The sequence below is a fragment of the Sphingomonas sp. PAMC26645 genome (assembly GCF_004795835.1).
Lineage (GTDB): Bacteria > Pseudomonadota > Alphaproteobacteria > Sphingomonadales > Sphingomonadaceae > Sphingomonas.
This window is the reverse complement of sequence record NZ_CP039249.1, coordinates 1,005,626-1,022,701: the sequence shown is the minus strand read 5'-3', so window position 1 is coordinate 1,022,701 and position 17,076 is coordinate 1,005,626. Positions and strand designations below refer to the sequence as shown.

At 66.1% G+C, this 17,076-nt stretch carries 13 protein-coding genes; 9 read left to right on the top strand and 4 right to left on the bottom strand.

Features of this window, described 5'->3' with window-relative positions; all coding sequences use genetic code 11:
* Both E5673_RS04930 and E5673_RS04925 read right to left on the bottom strand, forming a co-directional pair.
* Window positions 1-513, bottom strand: a complete 513-nt coding sequence (locus tag E5673_RS04930) for an RNA polymerase sigma factor (RefSeq protein ID WP_136189164.1) — start codon at window positions 511-513, stop codon at window positions 1-3.
* A gap of 104 nt (window positions 514-617) precedes the next feature.
* A complete protein-coding gene (locus E5673_RS04925) occupies window positions 618-1,895 on the bottom strand; it encodes a S1 family peptidase (RefSeq protein ID WP_247599582.1) in 1,278 nt (425 codons plus the stop codon).
* A 125-nt stretch (window positions 1,896-2,020) separates the two neighbouring features.
* Between E5673_RS04925 and E5673_RS04920 the strand changes: the two genes are divergently transcribed.
* Window positions 2,021-4,051 carry a S9 family peptidase gene (locus E5673_RS04920; RefSeq protein ID WP_136189163.1) on the top strand — a complete coding sequence of 677 codons (2,031 nt, stop codon included), beginning with the start codon at window positions 2,021-2,023 and terminating at the stop codon, window positions 4,049-4,051.
* A gap of 247 nt (window positions 4,052-4,298) precedes the next feature.
* On the opposite strand, the gene E5673_RS04915 is transcribed toward E5673_RS04920, so the two are convergent.
* On the bottom strand, window positions 4,299-5,234 hold the full coding sequence (locus tag E5673_RS04915; protein WP_136189162.1) for a DUF808 domain-containing protein: 936 nt from the start codon (window positions 5,232-5,234) through the stop codon (window positions 4,299-4,301).
* Window positions 5,235-5,367: 133 nt separating this feature from the next.
* Between E5673_RS04915 and E5673_RS04910 the strand changes: the two genes are divergently transcribed.
* The 3 genes from E5673_RS04910 (at window position 5,368) to E5673_RS04900 (ending at window position 9,603) form a co-directional block, all read left to right on the top strand.
* Complete coding sequence (locus tag E5673_RS04910; RefSeq protein ID WP_136189161.1) at window positions 5,368-6,390, top strand: adenosine deaminase; 1,023 nt, start codon at window positions 5,368-5,370, stop codon at window positions 6,388-6,390.
* Window positions 6,387-7,367: a bile acid:sodium symporter family protein gene (locus E5673_RS04905; RefSeq protein ID WP_136189160.1), complete on the top strand. Its 981-nt coding sequence runs from the start codon at window positions 6,387-6,389 to the stop codon at window positions 7,365-7,367. Before E5673_RS04910 ends, E5673_RS04905 begins: the two co-directional genes overlap by 4 nt.
* Before the next feature lie 79 nt (window positions 7,368-7,446).
* The gene (locus tag E5673_RS04900; protein WP_136189159.1) at window positions 7,447-9,603 is read left to right on the top strand and encodes a histidine kinase dimerization/phosphoacceptor domain -containing protein; all 2,157 of its coding nucleotides are present in this window, start codon (window positions 7,447-7,449) and stop codon (window positions 9,601-9,603) included.
* On the opposite strand, the gene E5673_RS04895 is transcribed toward E5673_RS04900, so the two are convergent.
* Complete coding sequence (locus tag E5673_RS04895; RefSeq protein WP_136189158.1) at window positions 9,604-11,898, bottom strand: TonB-dependent siderophore receptor; 2,295 nt, start codon at window positions 11,896-11,898, stop codon at window positions 9,604-9,606.
* Between the two features lie 83 nt (window positions 11,899-11,981).
* On the opposite strand from E5673_RS04895, the gene E5673_RS04890 reads away from it, so the two are divergent.
* From E5673_RS04890 to E5673_RS04870, 5 genes are all read left to right on the top strand, one after another.
* Window positions 11,982-12,311 carry an iron transporter gene (locus E5673_RS04890; protein WP_136189157.1) on the top strand — a complete coding sequence of 110 codons (330 nt, stop codon included), beginning with the start codon at window positions 11,982-11,984 and terminating at the stop codon, window positions 12,309-12,311.
* Entirely contained in the window at window positions 12,308-13,867 is a 1,560-nt protein-coding gene (locus E5673_RS04885; protein ID WP_136189156.1) for a PepSY-associated TM helix domain-containing protein, read from the top strand. Before E5673_RS04890 ends, E5673_RS04885 begins: the two co-directional genes overlap by 4 nt.
* Window positions 13,860-14,165 carry a DUF3325 family protein gene (locus tag E5673_RS04880; protein ID WP_136189155.1) on the top strand — a complete coding sequence of 102 codons (306 nt, stop codon included), beginning with the start codon at window positions 13,860-13,862 and terminating at the stop codon, window positions 14,163-14,165. Before E5673_RS04885 ends, E5673_RS04880 begins: the two co-directional genes overlap by 8 nt.
* Window positions 14,166-14,250: 85 nt before the next feature.
* The gene (locus tag E5673_RS04875; protein WP_210731807.1) at window positions 14,251-15,597 is read left to right on the top strand and encodes an amidohydrolase family protein; all 1,347 of its coding nucleotides are present in this window, start codon (window positions 14,251-14,253) and stop codon (window positions 15,595-15,597) included.
* A gap of 133 nt (window positions 15,598-15,730) precedes the next feature.
* The gene (locus E5673_RS04870) at window positions 15,731-16,861 is read left to right on the top strand and encodes an alpha/beta hydrolase (protein WP_210731806.1); all 1,131 of its coding nucleotides are present in this window, start codon (window positions 15,731-15,733) and stop codon (window positions 16,859-16,861) included.
* Window positions 16,862-17,076 lie beyond the last annotated feature (215 nt).

Below are 17,076 nucleotides of genomic sequence, written 5' to 3'. Positions count from 1 at the left end.
TCAAGCCTCATCGTAACGTCGCTTCGCATCGATCATCGCGCGATACGCCTTCCGCAGATCGCCCTCGACCGTACTAAGACTCACCCCGAACTCCGCCGCGACCACGCGCTGCTCGACCCCGTCGATCCGGTGGCGCCGGAATATCCGCGCCGCCCGGTCGCCGACCGACTGCAACGCCGACTCCGCCAGCGCCGCCTGCTCGCGCGCGATCACGACGCGTTCGGCGGATGGCTCCTCGGATCGGTCGAGCGACGGTCCCCCCGTCGCCTCGGTCCATTCGCGATCGCGCTTCTCCGCCTGCCGCACCGCGCGGTGGCGATCCAGCATCAGGTTGTTCGCCATCCGGTAGAGGTACGATAGCGGCGACGCGATCGGTCCGGTCGGGGCAGTCTGAATCCGCACCCACAGTTCTTGCACGAGATCTTCCGCATCGGTCGCGCCGAGCGAGCGGATAAACCGAAGCAGCGTATCGCGATTTGCTATGAAAACGGCCTCAAGGCCCGAGGAGTCCATGTCATGCCCGTGTCGATAGGCCGCCGATCGGCGCTCGGCGGCACCGTGTTCCCGGCGGGACGTACAGCGCTTGGCGGGGCGACACAATCGACCCGCCTCGCCACCTATCGATGCAGCAGCGTCCAGCCCTGCGGCAGATAGTCGGTCGACATGTAATAATAGAACAGGCACGTCCCGTCGCGGCGATAGGTGCCGCCCTTGACGAGGCCCAGGGCGGTGCTGCCCTCGAACACCGGCGCGCCGCTGTCGCCGGCCTTGCACGTCGGCCCCTCGACCGCGACCCAGGTCGGCAGGCACGCGCCGCCGCACAGATCGCCCGCCGGCGCGAAATCGACCATCGCGATCACCGCGCAGCTATACCCGGTCCGCTCGCCGCGATGACACACGAAGTCGCCCGCGCGCGTGCTCGTGCGGTAGCGCCACGTCGCGACGGGCCGCGCGAGCGTCTTGGCGGTATCGGCATAAAACAGCGGCGCGTAGCCGACGTCAGGGGCCGTCGCGACGTTGACCTGTACGTCCTGATACCCCCAGCCCCATTGCCCGACGAACGCCAGCGGCCACTCCTCGCGGCTACCGTCCGAAGGACGCTTGCCGACATAGGAGAGCGTGTCCGGGCAATGCGCTGCCGTAACCACGCCATTGCGCACGCCGTCGGACACGACGAAGCCGGTCGTGCAGGCATAACGCTTGCCATCGACCGTCCCGACGACGCGCCCGCCACCCTCGATCGCGCCGCTTTCTACCGGGGTGGGTATGAGCGTGGAATCCGGAACGACCTGATCCTGCGCCATGTTCGCAGACGACTTATCAACGGCTTCGATCCGCACCGGAACGCCGGTCATCGTCGCAATTCGGGTGCGCAGCGCGCCATCGCGGTCGAGATCGGCATCGCCCGATGCGATCATCACGACCAGTTCGCCCGTCCGCTGGTCCACGCCGAGCCCGGGCGGGTGCGGCAGGGACTCGCGTATTTTCGCCTGATACGCCGTGATCGCGGCAAGCACCGCTTCGCGCGTCGCAGGTGCGCCGGTGCGGAAGACGATCGGCACGACCATCCCGCCCGCTGTCACCGACTGATCCGCGACCGGATCGGTGCCGGTCAGCAGCACGACGATGCGGTAATTCGGCTGATGCTCGATCGCGATGCCGGCCCAGCGATCCTTGTAGGTTTCGCGCAGCGCGTCGGTTGCCGGCACGCTGTCGCCCTGCGCGCGCATCCGTCGCAGCGCCTCGTCGAACGGCACGCCGAACCGGGTCGCATACTCTCCCGCATCCTGCATCAGCGCGTCGACCGGCAGTTGCACCTGCGCCGCCGAGGCCGGCCCAGCCCCGAATGCGAGCAACGTCGCCGCCAGAAACCACCGAACAGATATAGTGAACATGAACGACGAAATCCTGGGCGCGCGGGTCATCTGAGGCGTCATACCGCCATGATCTGAGCCGGTGCTTTCACACAAGCGATCGAGGTGATTGCGCGCGATCTCGCAAGCGTCCTATCAAGCACGCCATGAAGATCATGCTCTCCGCCAGCCTCGCCGTGCTCGCCTTTGCGAGTGCCCCTGCCGCCGCCCGGCAACTCACCATCGACGACGTGACGATGCTCAGCCGCGTCGGTGCGCCGACCGCGTCGCAGGACGGGCATTGGCTAGTCTGGGCGCAGCGCGAGACCGATCTCGCGGCAGACAAGGGGCGGTACGATCTGTGGCGGCTCGATCTGACCACGCCGGGTGCGGCGCCGGTGAAGCTGCTCGCCGATCCGCAGGTCAACGAGAACGATCCGCAGATCGTCGGCAGCACGGTGTATTTCACCTCTGACAAGGGCGGCGAGGATGCAGTCTGGTCGGTGCCCGTTACTGGCGGCACGCCGCGCAAGCTCACCAGCTTCAAGGGCGGGTTCAGCGGCTTCAAGGTCGCGCCGACGGGCGACAGGCTGCTCGTCTGGGCGGATCGCAAGCCGGGCGCGCCGAGCCTTGAGCCGGCGATGGTGAAGAAAGATCCGAACGCGGGCGCCGGGCGGACGTACGACCAGCTGTTCGTGCGGCATTGGGATACGTGGGCCGATGGCACGCGCTCGCAGCTGTTCGTGTTGCCGCTGACCGCCGCAGGTGCGACCGGAAACGGCGTTCCGCTGGTCGGCGCGTTGGTCGGCGATACGCCATCGAAGCCCAATGGCGGTGGCGAGGAAATCTCGTGGAGCCCGGACGGCCGCACCGTCTATTTCGCGCTGCGCGAAGCCGGCCGGATCGAGGCGCTGTCGACCGATCTCGACATCTTCTCGGTGCCCGCGGACGGCTCGGCGGCACCGGTCAACCTGACCGCGGCGAACAAGGCGACCGACAACCTCCCGACCGTGTCGCCCGATGGCCGCACGCTCGCCTATTTCGCGATGCGCCGGCCGGGGTTCGAGGCGGATCGCCAGGTGCTGACGCTGCGCGACATCGCCAGCGGCAAGACGGTGTCGCTGACCGAGCGCTGGGACCGGTCGGTCGGCTCGATCGCGTGGGCGCCGGACTCGAAGTCGCTCTACGTGACGGCGGACGACACGCAGGAGACGCCGCTGTTCCGTGTCGATGCGACAAGCGGTGCGGTCACGCGGCTGACGCAGGAAGGGCATGTCGCCGCGGTCGCGATCACGCCGCGTGGTCCCGTAGTGGCGATCGACAGCCTCACCGCACCAGCCGATTTCTTTCGTGTTGGCACTGGCGCACCGCAGCGGCTGACGCAGGTCAACGCCGCCAAGCTCGCCGGGATCGACATGCCGACGGTCACGCGGTTCAACTTCAAGGGCGCGAACGCCGACACCGTTTGGGGCTATGCGGTGAAGCCGTACGGTTCCAGCGGGAAGGTGCCGATCGCGTACATGGTCCACGGCGGCCCGCAGGGATCGAGCAACAACAGCTGGTCGTATCGCTGGAATCCGGCCGTGTTCGCGGGCGCGGGCTACGGCCTGGTCGCGGTCGATTTCCACGGGTCGACCGGCTACGGCCAGGGTTTCACCGATGCGATCAGCAACAATTGGGGCGGCTGGCCGCTCGAGGATCTGAAGAAGGGGCTGGCTGCCGCGACGGACAAGTTCGCATGGCTCGACGCCGACAATGCGTGTGCGCTCGGTGCGTCGTACGGCGGCTACATGATGAACTGGATCGAGGGGCAGTGGCCCGATCGGTTCAAGTGCATCGTCCAGCATGACGGCGTGTTCGACGCGCGCGCGATGGCGTACGAGACCGAGGAGCTCTGGTTCGACGAATGGGAGCATGGCGGGAAAGCCTATTACGAGGACCCGCAGGCGTTCGAGAAATGGAACCCGGTCAATTATGTGGCGAAGTGGAAGACGCCGATGCTGGTGATCACCGGCGAGAAGGACTTCCGCATTCCGTACACGCAGGGGCTGGCGACGTTCACGGCGTTGCAGCGCCGCGAGATCCCGTCGCGGTTGCTGGTGAACCCGGGCGAGAACCACTGGGTGCTGAAGCCGAAGAACTCGCGGCAATGGTATGGGGAAGTGCTGGGATGGATGGGGAAGTGGACGGCTAAGTAGGGAATCAACCCCTTCTGGATGCGTTACCACCCCGGCGAAGGCCGGGGCCCAGTCGGAAAAGTCACCGTAACAGAGCGCATCTTTAGTTAGCCACGTTCCCCAACTGGGCCCGGTCTCCGCCGGGGTGGTGCTAGGTGTTGGTAGCGTTTCATACCCAACCGCGACGTGTTTCCCCGCGACGGCGGGGACCCAGACTGGGCTCCCGCCTTCGCGGGAGAACAAGGTAGGGCGGACAGTGCTCTCCCGGTCAGTGCGCCTTCGGCTTCTTCACCGCATGCAAGCCCAGCGCGATCGCACCACCCAGGATCAACCCGACGATCCCCGAGAAGAACGCGCTCATCACCCAACTCACCGCGCCCTTGGCGAACGGCACCGCATGCGACGCAGCCTCCGCCGTATCGTGGATCCAGTGCGGCAAGGCGGTGAACCCGAACTCCTCGATCCCGTGAACGATGATCTGCCCACCGACCCACACCATCGCCGCGGTGCCGATCACCGACAGCGCCGACATCACGATCGGCATGCCCTTCACCAGCCCACGCCCGATCGCCTGCACGACCGCGCTGCTGCGCTGCGCCAGATGCAGGCCGATATCGTCCATCTTCACGATCAGCGCGACCACGCCGTAGACGCCGATGGTGATGACGATCCCGACCAGCGCCAACACGATCGCCTGCTCCCAGATCGGCTTGGTCGCGACATCCGACAGCGCGATCACCATGATTTCGGCGGACAGGATGAAATCGGTGCGGATCGCGCCCGAAACCTTCTGCGCCTCCAGCGTCGCGGCATCGACCGGCTCGGCGACGACCTCCTCGGCATGACCACCGCCGAATGCCTCGAGGATCTTCTCCGCGCCCTCGAAACACAAATACGTGCCGCCGATCATCAGCAGCGGTGTTAGCAGCCACGGCGCGAACGCGCTCAACGCCAACGCGGCGGGCAGGATGAAGACCAGCTTGTTGCGGAACGACCCGAGCGCGATCTTCCAGATCATGGGGAGTTCGCGCTTCGGCTCGAACCCGACCATGTAGCGCGGCGTGACCGCGGCATCGTCGACCACCACGCCGATCGCCTTGCTGCCCGCCTTCCCGGTGGTCGCGGCGATATCGTCGAGGCTGGCGGCGGCAAGCTTGGTGATCCCGGCAATGTCGTCGAGCAGTGCGACCAATCCTGTCGGCATCGATGGTGTCCTTCGCGTAAGTATCGGCGCTCGGTAACGTGACAGGATTGTCATGCAACGGCTTTCGCACTTGCGGTAGTGCGTGGCGGGCGGAATGGTTGCAGTCGACGCGACCCAAGCGACAGGACGGACCATGACCCCCTTCCCGAACGACGACTTCATCACGAACCTGCCCAAGGCGGAACTCCACCTCCACATCGAGGGTAGCCTGGAGCCCGAGCTCATGTTCGCGCTGGCCGAGCGCAACAAGGTCGCGATCCCGTTCAGGAGCGTCGAGGACGTCCGCGCGGCGTACAGCTTCACCAATCTCCAGACCTTCCTCGACATCTATTACGCGGGCGCTGCGGTGCTCCAGACCGAGGAGAACTTCCGCGATCTGGCAGTCGCCTATTTCGACCGGGTCGCGCAGGACGGCGTTGTCCATGCCGAAATCTTCTTCGACCCGCAGACGCACACGCACCGCGGCATACCCTTCGATGTGGTCGCACGCGGGCTGTTCGCGGGGATCGACGAGGCGCAGGCCAAGCACGGCATGTCGGTCGGGCTGATCATGAGCTTCCTGCGCCATCTCGACGAGGAGGACGCGTTCAAGACGTTCGCGCAGGCGGAGCCGTGGCTCGACCAGTTCATCGGCGTCGGGCTCGATTCGTCCGAAGTCGGCCATCCCCCGTCGAAGTTCGCGCGCGTGTTCGCGGCGTCGGCGGATGCCGGGCTGATGCTCTGCGCACATGCCGGCGAGGAGGGACCGCCCGCCTACATCCACGAGGCGCTCGACATCCTCCAGGTAGACCGCATCGATCACGGCAACCGCGCGCTGGAGGATCCGGCGCTGGTCGCGCGGCTTGCTCGCGACGCGATGACGCTGACCGTGTGCCCGTTGTCGAACGTCGCGCTGCGCAACGTCGACAAGCTGGAGAACCATCCGATCGACCGGATGCTCGACCTCGGCCTGCGCGCGACGATCCATTCGGACGATCCGGCGTATTTCGGCGGCTATATCGGCGAGAATTTCCGGCAGACAGCGCGCGCGAAGAGCCTGTCGCGCGAGCAGGTCGTGACGCTCGCGCGCAACAGCTTCCTGGGCAGCTTCCTCGACGACGAAGCGCTCAGCGGCCATCTCGCGACGCTCGACGCCTATGTGAAGGCGCATCCGTGATCGGACGTTTCCTCGCGGTCTTCGAGCCGTTCATCCTGATGCTGCTCGGCACCGTCGTGCTGGCGAGCATTCTGCCGGCACGCGGTGAGATGGCGACGATCGTCGGCTATGCGGCGGATATCGGCATCGTCCTGCTGTTCTTCCTCCACGGCGCGAAGCTGTCGCGCGATGCGATCTGGGCGGGGCTGCGCAACTGGAAGCTGCATCTCGCGGTACTGGCCATCACCTTCGTCGCGTTCCCACTCTTCGGGCTCGGGCTGACCGCGTTGCCGTTCGTGACCGGACCGCTCGCCGCCGGGTTGTTGTTCCTGACGCTGCTCCCCTCGACCGTGCAGTCGTCGATTGCCTTCACCGCGATTGCGCGCGGCAATGTCGCGGCGGCGGTGTGCAGCGCGTCGTTCTCGAACCTGCTCGGTATTCTCGTCACGCCGGCGCTGGTCGCGCTGCTGATGAACACTTCGGGCAGCGGCGGGATCTCGATCGAGAGTATCGAGGCGATCGTGCTGCAACTGCTGGTGCCGTTCGTCGCCGGGCATCTGTTGCGGCCGTGGATCGGTGCGTGGGTGACGCGCAACAAGGGGCTGCTGACCGTGGTCGATCGCGGTTCGATCCTGCTGGTCGTCTACAGCGCGTTCGGCGCCGCGGTGGTCGAGGGGCTTTGGACCAAATTATCGATCGGCGACCTGATCCTGATCGGACTGCTGTGCGCCGCGCTGCTCGCGTTCGTGCTCGGGCTGACGTTTGCCGTTGCCCGCCTGATGAAGCTGCCCCGCGAGGATGCGATCGTGCTGCAATTCTGCGGTTCGAAGAAGAGCCTCGCGTCGGGTGTGCCGATGGCGGGCGTGCTGTTCCCGCCCGCCCAGGTCGGCGTGATCCTGCTCCCCGTCATGCTGTTCCACCAGTTGCAGCTGATCGCCTGCGCGGTGATCGCGCGCCGCTATGCCGAGTCCGCGCCGCGCGATATTGCTCCAGATTAATATCGTAACCCGCTGCGGGTATTTGCTTTGTTCCGCTGGGGGCTGCATGATCGAGGCTCGATAGGAGAGTTTCGGGTAGATGAACGCGTCGAGCGATATTGCCGGTTCCACCGATGGCGTGGGGCTGGACCTCAATGCGTGCGACCGCGAGCCGATCCACATCCCCGGTGCGATCCAGCCGCATGGCCTGCTGCTCGTCGCCGATGCGACCAGCCTGACCGTCGTCGCGGGCGCGGGCGATCTCGAGTCTCGCCTGACTCCCGACTGGCTCGGCAGCGACCTGTCGGCGCTGTTGGCGCAGGACATCGGTGCGACACTCACGGCCAACGACACGGTCGCCGGCGTCGCGCTTGCCGGACTGCCGGTAGCGGGCCCGACCGAGCGGTTCGATATCACCCTCCACCGCACCGCTGAACACGTGCTGGTCGAACTCGAACCCGTCGAAGGTGAGCCGGTCACTGCGGCCGGCATGCTCGGTCGGCTCAACGCGATGGCGATGACGTTCGAGCGCGCGAGCAACCTCCAGGCGTTGTGCGAGCGCGCCGCGACCGCGTTTCGCCAATTGACCGGTTTCGACCGCGTCATGGTCTATCGCTTCCTCGACGACGAGGCGGGCCGCGTGATGGCCGAGGACAAGGCGACGGGGCTCGGCACCTTTCTCAACCACCATTTCCCCGCGTCGGACATCCCGAAACAGGCGCGCGCGCTGTACGTGCGCAACCGGACGCGGACGATTCCGACGATCGATTACGTGCCCGCAGTGCTCCGCCCGGCCGGTTTCGAGACGCTCGACCTGAGCGACGTCGCGTTGCGCAGCGTGTCGCCGATCCATCTGCGCTATCTCGCCAACATGGGCGTGGCAGCGTCGGCGTCGATCTCGATCGTCAAGGACGGGCTGCTCTGGGGCCTGATCGCCTGCCATCACGGGACGCCGCGGGGCCTGACTCCTGACATCCGTGCGGCGTCGGCGACTCTGGCCAGTGGGCTCGCGCGCCAGATCCGGGCGAAGGAAGAGGCGGAGACGTACCGCGAACGGCTGCGGCTGCGCGCGGCGGAGGATGCGGTCATCCCCAAGCTCGCGACCGAACCGGCGCCGCGCAGCATCGTCGCCGCTTTGCGCGACGATCTCCGGCGGATGCTCGATGGCGACGGCTTCGCCTATGTCGAGGGCACGATCGTCGATACCGATGGGCCGTGTCCCGGCAAGGATGACATTCTCGATCTCGCCGCATGGGCTCGCACGAGGGGCGTGATCGAGCCGTTCACGACGCATGAACTGTCGGCACTGTTGCCCCGCGCCGAAGCTTACCGTGCGCAGGCGAGCGGCTTGCTCGCGCTGCCGCTGGTCGACGAGGGAGCGGTGCTGTTGTGGTTCCGTGCCGAGCAGATCGAAGAGGTCGAATGGGCCGGTAATCCGCACAAGGCGGTGTCGGTCGATCCCAACGCCGTGCTGACCCCGCGCACGTCGTTCGAATCGTGGACACAGGCCGTCAGCGGTCGATCGCGGCGCTGGACGCGGGAGGAGATCGAGGCGGCGCACCGCCTGCGCCGCGCGTTCCACGACGCGCATATCAACCAGCGCCTGCGCCTGCTCAACGCCGACCTGCAACGGACGCTCGCCGACAAGGATGCGTTGATCGCGCAGAAGGACGTCCTGATGAAGGAGGTCAATCACCGCGTGCAGAACAGCCTGCAACTGGTCGCGGCATTCCTGTCTCTTCAGGCGAAGTCGTCCGACGACGCGAAGGTGAAGGAGCATCTTGCCGAGGCGCAGGCTAGGCTCGCCGCGGTCGCTCTCGTGCATCGCCGGCTGTACCGCGACGACCAGGTCGAGTCGGTCGACCTGTCGCGCTATATCGAGGAACTCGCGGGCGACATGCAGACCTCGCTCGGCGAGGACTGGGCGGCGCAGATGACGCTCGATCTCGCTCCCGTGCTGGTCGCCACCGATCGCGCGGTGAACATCGGGCTGGTGCTGACCGAACTCGTCATCAACGCGAGCAAATACGCCTATCGCGGCGATGCCGGCCCGATCCACATCATTCTCGAACAGCATCGCAACCGGCTGCGTCTGATCGTCGCGGACCAGGGCGTCGGCAAGTCGGGCACGCGGATCGGCTTCGGCAGCCGGATGATGAACGCCATCGTCGCCGGGCTGTCGGGCACGATCGAGCAGGACGACAACATGCCCGGCTTGCGCGTGATCCTGACAGCGCCGGTCGACGACGTCCGCTGATCACCAGTTGAAGCGGAGCGATCCGACGACGGTGCGCGAGGCGCCGAAGTAACAGCTGTTGACGAAGAAGCAGCTGGCGATGTGGCGCTTGTCGAACAGGTTGGCGACGTTCGCGGTCAGGCTCAGGCCCTTGAGCGACTCGTCGAACTTGCCGAGATCGTAGCCGAGCACCGCATCGACCAGCACATAGCCCGGTGACTGGAACCGCGTGGTGAGCGTCTGGTTCGCCTCCACGCGGGTCGCGGTGCCGTCGGACTTGCCGACATATCGCACGCCGCCGCCGATATTGAAGCCGGACAGCGCGCCGCCGCCGGTACGTGACAGGTCGTAGTTGACGAAGCTCGACGCGCTCCACTTGGATATGCCGAGCGGCTTGGTGCCGGTGACGCCGCTCAGCTGGTCGCCGGTGCCGACGACCGGCGTACCTCGCGTGACTTCGGGGACGGTATAAGTGCCGGCGACCGTGACGGTCAGGCCCGGCGTGATCTCGCCCCGTCCGTCGAGTTCGATGCCCCGCACCGCGACCTCGCCGATCTGAATCGAGAAATTAGGGTTGTCCGGATCGGTCGTCGGCACGTTCTGGCGGCGCAGGTCGAACGCGGACAGCGTGAACAGTGCGTTGGTGCCGCGTGGCTGGTATTTCAGTCCGGCCTCGTACTGGCGCCCGGTGACCGGCACGAACGATGCGCCGTCGAAGCCGGTGCCGGTCTGCGGCTCGAAGCTTTCCGAATAGCTGACGAACGGCGCGAGGCCGAACTTGGTCTCGTACAGCACGCCGAGGCGTCCGGTGAACGCGGTCTGGTGGAGCCGCGTCACGCCGCTCGCCGCCCCTGCCGCGGCGTTGCGGTTCACCGTCGTCTGGTCGTACCAGTCGTAGCGGCCGCTCGCGATCAGTTGCAGCCCGCCGATCGCGATCTGGTCCTGAACATAGGCGCCGACCTGGTCGATCTTGCGGAAGCTGCGCGTCTGGGTGAGCGGGAAGCTCGGCTGCACGCCGCCATAGACGGGCGCGAACAGGTTCAGGTTCGGGATGCTGGTCGCCGGATTGGTCGTGACGCCGGTGTTGAACTGCTGGTCGTTGTTACCCTGGTTGTTCTGCCAGTCGACGCCCGCGAGCAGCGTGTGCTGCAACGGTCCGGTCGCGAACTTGGCGGTCGCGTGGTTGTCGATTGTGATCGTCCGGAACGATTCGTCCGACCCGCCGCCGCCGCGCACGATCGTCGAGAAATCGGTGTTGCGATTGGCGCCCGTACCGGTCGTCGCGAACGCCGAGAGGTAGATCTGGCGATAATGGAGGTCGACGTTGAGGTAGCGCGCGCTGGTCACCCAGCTCAGCTTGTCGTTGAAGTCGTGGCGGAACAGCAGCGTGGCCGATTTCTGCTTGCGATCGAATGCCTCGTACGCTGGCTCGCTCACGTTGAAGTCGGTCGCGAACTGGCCGAGCGGGTTGGCCAGCGCGGAGCCGTAGACCGGCACGCCGCTGTACGACGCAGATTCCGGATCGCGCTGGTAGTTGAGGATCAACGTCACGCTCGTCGCCTCGTCCGGCGCGAAAGTCAGCATCGGCCGCGCGTAATAGCGCCGGTTGCCGGTCATCGCGACGAACCCGTCGGACCGTTCCGCGCCGGCGATGACGCGGAACAGCCATTTGTGATCCTTGTCGAGCGGCTGGTTCACGTCGATGGCCGATCGCAACAGGTCGAAATTACCGCCCGCAAGTTCGATCCGCCCACCGGACTCCGCATAGGGGACCTTGCTGGAGAGGTTGACCAGTCCGCCTGGCGTCGAATTGCCATAGAGCACCGAGGCGGGCCCCTTGATCACGTCGACGCGCTCGACGAGGTGGAAGTCGATCTGCGGCGTGGAATAGACGCCGCCTAGCAGTCGCATCCCATCCATATACTGGCCGGGGGCGAACCCGCGGACGTAGAGCTGATCGTAGCGGGTAGCGACGTTGCCGCGCTGGTTGGGCGAGACACCTGCGACATAGCCGAGCGCCTGGTTGATCGACAGCGCGTTGCGGAGCGTCAGTTCCTTCTCGTCGATGCTGGTGATGACCTGCGGCGTGCGGATCAGCGGCGTCTCAGTCTTGGTGCCGGTGCTGCCGGTCTTGCGGATACGCTCGCCGTTGACGACGATCTCGTCCTTGCGGGTCTGGATGTCATCGTCCGTCGGCGCGGGGTCGACCGCGTCAACGACTGCCGGGGCAGGCACATGCTCGGCCGCGAATGCCGGCGCCGCGATGCTGCCCAACGCTGTTCCCAACAGCATCCCGACCATGAAACGTCCCCGCATAAGCGATACCCACTTTGATATTGATAATGACTCGCAAAGCCCGCTAAAGGCGGTTTGGAAGCGCGGCAAGGAAAAATGACGAAATGTTCATGCACGGCCGGATCCTGAAAGCCGGCCCTTTTTCGTCGGGTCGAAAAGTGCGTCCGCTCGTCTGGAGCATGACGTTCCGGAGCGTGACGGCACTGGTCGGCGGCTATGTCGCGGCGGCCGTGCTGGCGACGTTGATTGCCCGTCTGCTGCCCATCGCGCGCGTCGAAGCGACGAGCTGGGGCATGATCCTGTCGTTCCCGATCTATGCCGGCATCGGCTTATGGTGCTTCCACGAACACCGGCTTTTGCGAGTAGCGGCCGCAGTGTGGAGTATTGTGATCGTCGGCGGCGGATTGCTCTGGCTGCTCGGCGTTCGTCCATGACCTCGGCGGTCGGAACCACGTTGCGCCAGAGCATGGCGTGGATCCACGGCTGGCTCGGGTTGCTGGCGGGATGGATACTGTTCGCGATGTTCCTGACCGGCACCGCGAGCTATTTCCGGCCCGAGATCACGCAGTGGATGCAGCCGGAATTCCACGCGACGCCCGTCTCGACCGCACACGCCGCGCAGACTGCGGTCACGCATCTGCAGCGCGTCGGCGCGGACGACATCCAATGGTATATCTATCTCCCCGATGCGCGGACTACGGTCACGCGGATCTTCGAACAGCGCAAGCCGGACCCCAAGGCCGCCAAGCGTCGCGCGCCGGAAATCGTGCTCGATCCCGCGGCCGGTGACGACGTGCACGCACGCGAGACCCGCGGCGGCGAGCATTTTTATCGCTTCCATTTCCAGCTGCAATTGCCGCATCCCTGGGGACGCTGGCTGGCCGGGTTGTGCGCGATGTTCATGCTCGGCGCGATCGTGTCGGGCGTGATCACGCACAAGCGCATCTTCGCCGACTTCTTCACGCTGCGCTGGAACAAGGGGCAGCGTAGCTGGCTCGACGCGCACAATGTGTCCGCGGTGCTGGCGCTGCCCTATCACGCGATGATCACCTATACCGGGCTGATCACGCTGGTGGCGATGTACATGCCGTGGCCGGTCGTCGCGAACTACGCGAAGCCCGCCGATTTCGCGCAAGCCGCGTTCGGCACGCCGACCGAGCGCGACGCAACGGGTACGCCGGCTCCGCTGGTCGCGATTGGCCCGCTCGTCGCCGACGCGGAGCGGCGTTTCGGTGCGTCCGTCGCCACTGTCGTGGTGCGCAACCCGAACGACGCCGCGAGCACGGTCACGCTGTACCGCCATTCGAGCGCATCGCTCAACGGACGCGGGCCGTCGGTCACTTATGCCGGCAGCGACGGACGGTTCCTGGAGGGTGCTGCCGATGTCGGGCCCGCGCTCGCCACCGCAGGCGTGATGCTCGGGCTGCACGTCGCGCAGTTCGCGGGCCCTGCGTTGCGCTGGGCGTATTTCGTGCTGGGGCTGACCGGCGCGGCGATGGTCGGCACCGGGCTGCTGCTGTGGACCGCCAAGCGTCGCAAGCCGGGGGCGACGCCGTTCTTAGGACTGAAGCTGGTCGAGCGCCTGAACATCGGCGTCATCGCCGGCCTGCCGATCGGGATGGCCGCCTATCTGCTCGCCAACCGCGTGATCCCGGCCCACGCCACGAACCGCGCCGATGCCGAAGTCGCAACGATGTTCTGGGTATGGGGCGGCGTTGCGGTCCTCCAGTTGCTACGGCCGGCGCGCCGCGCGTGGACCGAGGGGTTCGCGATCGGCGCCCTCGCGTTCGCGGCGATCCCGGTGGCCGATACGCTCACCACCTCGCGCGGGCTGCCCGGATCGGTGCTGTCCGGCGACACGCTGTTCGCAGCATTCGACGTCGCCATGCTCGCGGTCGCCGCCCTCCTCGCACTCGGCGCATGGCGCTCGGCCCGAAGCAAACCCGCCGCAAAGATCCGCAAAACACTTTCGGAGACCGTTCATGCTTGAAGCCACGATGTTGTGCTTCTTCGGCTGGCTGCTGCTCGCGGCGACCGCGTTCAAGTACCGGCGGGACCTCGGGATCGTTGCGCCGTCCGCGATCCGCGCACTGCGCATTGTCGCGGCGCTCGTGCTCGCGGTGGCGCTGTTCCACTGTGGCGCGCCGCTGACCGGCGAGCGGTTCGTGCGGTTCCTGGGCGCTGCGTCGATCGCTGGCGTCGCACTGGTGATGCTGCTGTCGTTCAAGCCAGTCGAGACGATGCAGCCGGTCCGGATCGCGCTGAAGGCCGTACGCCCACGACGCTGACATCATGGATCGGAACGGGCGCGATCCACTGACGTTTCAGGGGGATAGCGTCCCGCCGGCGCATCCTCCCGAGAAGGACATCATCGTGCGCCGAACCAAAATCTCCGCTCGTCTCTGCACGATCGCCCTCGCTGCGTCCGCGCTCACCGCCGGATCAGCCACCGCGCAGACGATCGCGCTGACCGGTGTGCGGTTGATCGACGGCCGCGGCGGCGCACCGGTGGACGACGCAACCATCGTGATCGCGAACGGACGGATCGTCGCGGCGGGAAAGGTCGCGGTTCCGCCGGGCGCAGAACGGCGCGACTATCGAGGGCGCACCGTGTTGCCCGGCCTCGTCTCGGACCACAGCCACGTCGGCCAAGTGAGCGGCACCGAGACGGGCGCGAAGAACTACACGCGCGCCAACATCGTCGCGCAGCTCGCCCAGTATCGCCGCTACGGCGTGACGACGGTGACGGCGCTCGGCAACAACGGTCCGGCGTTCGTCGGGATACGCGCCGACGCGCATGCCGGGCGGATCGAAGGCGCGGACCTGTTCGGCGTGATGCAGGGGATCGGCGTCCCCAATGGCGCGCCACCGCAGGCGATGCTCAAGGTCGGGCCCGACCAGTTGTTCCGGCCCTCGACGCCGGAAGAAGCCCGCAAGGCGGTGGCGATGATGGCCGCGGAGAAGACTGACCTCGTAAAGTTGTGGCTCGACGATTTCGGCGGCAGCGTGCCGGTCAAGATGAGCCCTGCCGTCTACCGCGCGGTGATCGCCGAGGCGCACGCGCGCGGGCTGCGCGTGGCGGCGCATATCCACGATCTCGCCGATGCGGAGGCGATCGTCGCGGCGGGTGCGGACATTATTGCGCACGGTATCCGCGACACGCCGGTGCCCCCTGCGTTCGTCGCGACGCTGAAGGCGAAGGGCATCTGGTACATCCCGACGCTGCAACTCGACGAAGCGACGTTCGCCTGGGCCGATCGCGCGCCGTGGACGCAGACGCCGTTCGCCCGCGCGGCGCTGTCGCCTGCCCTCGCGCAACAGGTCGACGATCCGGCGTGGCGTGCCAAGATACTGGCCGATCCGAAGACGGCCGATGCGCGGAAATCGCTGGCGATGAACCTGCGCAACCTAAAGATGCTGTACGACGCCGGCGTGAAGATCGGGTTCGGCACGGACAGTGGTGCGAGCGCGGTGCGCGTGCCGGGCATCGCCGAACACCGCGAGCTGGCGCTGATGGTCGAGTCTGGACTAACTCCGGCGCAGGCCGTGCAGGTTGCCACGGCTGCGGGTGCGGACCTGCTCGGATTGCGCGATCGCGGCGTTATCGTGGCCGGAACGCGTGCCGATTTGCTGGTCGTCGATGGCGATCCATCCCGCTTGATCGCCGACGTCGATAGAGTCGTCGAGACTTGGGTCGTAGGACGCGCTGCGCCATTCTGATACGTCGAAGAGTCGCTTCGGCGGCCAGAAACACGTGTGAAAAGCGTTGGTTACGCGAGCCTGCGGGAACGGAAACCCGATCACGCGGTTCTAAGCGGCGAGTGGGGGCACTCGAAACAGGATACCATACCGCATGACCAACCGTTCATCGCGCATGCTGATGGCGCTCGCCACCGCGACCTTGATCACGACATCAGGTATTGCCCTGACGAGCGGCGCGATCGCGCAATCCGCACGGTCGGTCGATGCGCCACCACCGCCGCCGCCCGCACCGACCGCGACCCAGCCGGCAAAGGCCGCGCCCGACATGCAGGTCGTGCTCGACCAGCTCGCCGCGCTCGGTGGCAAGCCGATCGAGACGCTCACGCCAGCCGTCGCGCGGATGCAGCCGTCGGCAGCCGATGGCGCCAAGCAGGTCATGATCAAGCATGGCCTGTCGGCAACGCCCGATGCGACCGTGACGACGCGCGACGTGGCCTATGGCAGCGACGCGAACCAGTTCGCCCGGATCTACAAGCCGGCATCGCTCGCCAACGCCAAGAACCTGCCGGTCGTCGTCTATTATCACGGCGGTGGCTGGGTGATCGCGACGGTCGACACCTACGACGCGGCACCACGTTTGCTCGCCAAACAGCTGGGTGCGATCGTCGTGTCGGTCGAGTATCGCCATGCACCGGAATTCAAGTTCCCGGCACAGCATGACGACGCAGCAGCCGCCTATCGCTGGACGCTGCAGAATGCGGCAAGCTGGGGTGGCGATCCGCGCAAGATCGCGGTCGCAGGCGAGAGCGCCGGCGGCAACCTGGCGGTCGCGACGGCAATCTACGCGCGCGACAATCGCCTGACCACGCCGCTGCATATCGTGTCGGTCTACCCAATCGCGAACAGCAGCATGACGCTGCCGTCGCGGATGGATTCGGCGAATGCGAAGCCGCTGAACGGCGCTATGCTGAAGTGGTTCGGTTATTATTACCAGACCACCCCTGCCGATGCGCAGGACCCGCGGCTGAACCTCGTGAAGGCAAACCTGCGCGGCCTGCCGCCAACGACGATCATCAACGCGCAGATCGATCCGCTGCGCTCCGACGGCGAGACACTCGCAGCGGCGATGCGCGCGGCGGGCGACAAGGTCGAGCAGCGCACCTTCCCGGGTGTGACGCACGAATTCTTCGGAATGGGCATGGTCGTCCGTGGTGCGCAGGATGCGAACACGCTAGCAATCGCGCGGCTCAAGGCAGCATTTGCCGCCAAGCCTAAGCGTTGATCAGGATGGGCTGGGGTGAAGCGGATCACCTCGGCCCTTCTGTTGCTGCTCCGATCAAGCCGGTTGGCCAGTTGCGAACTCCGCAAGTTACCCGCACAACTATTGATAAGTACCCGTTATCAACGCCTTTCGGCTCACCAAGTTCGTTAATGTAGGATAGTTTTATCTACATAACACGGTTAGTTGATATTTCTCAGCTATCGTTATTCCGACAA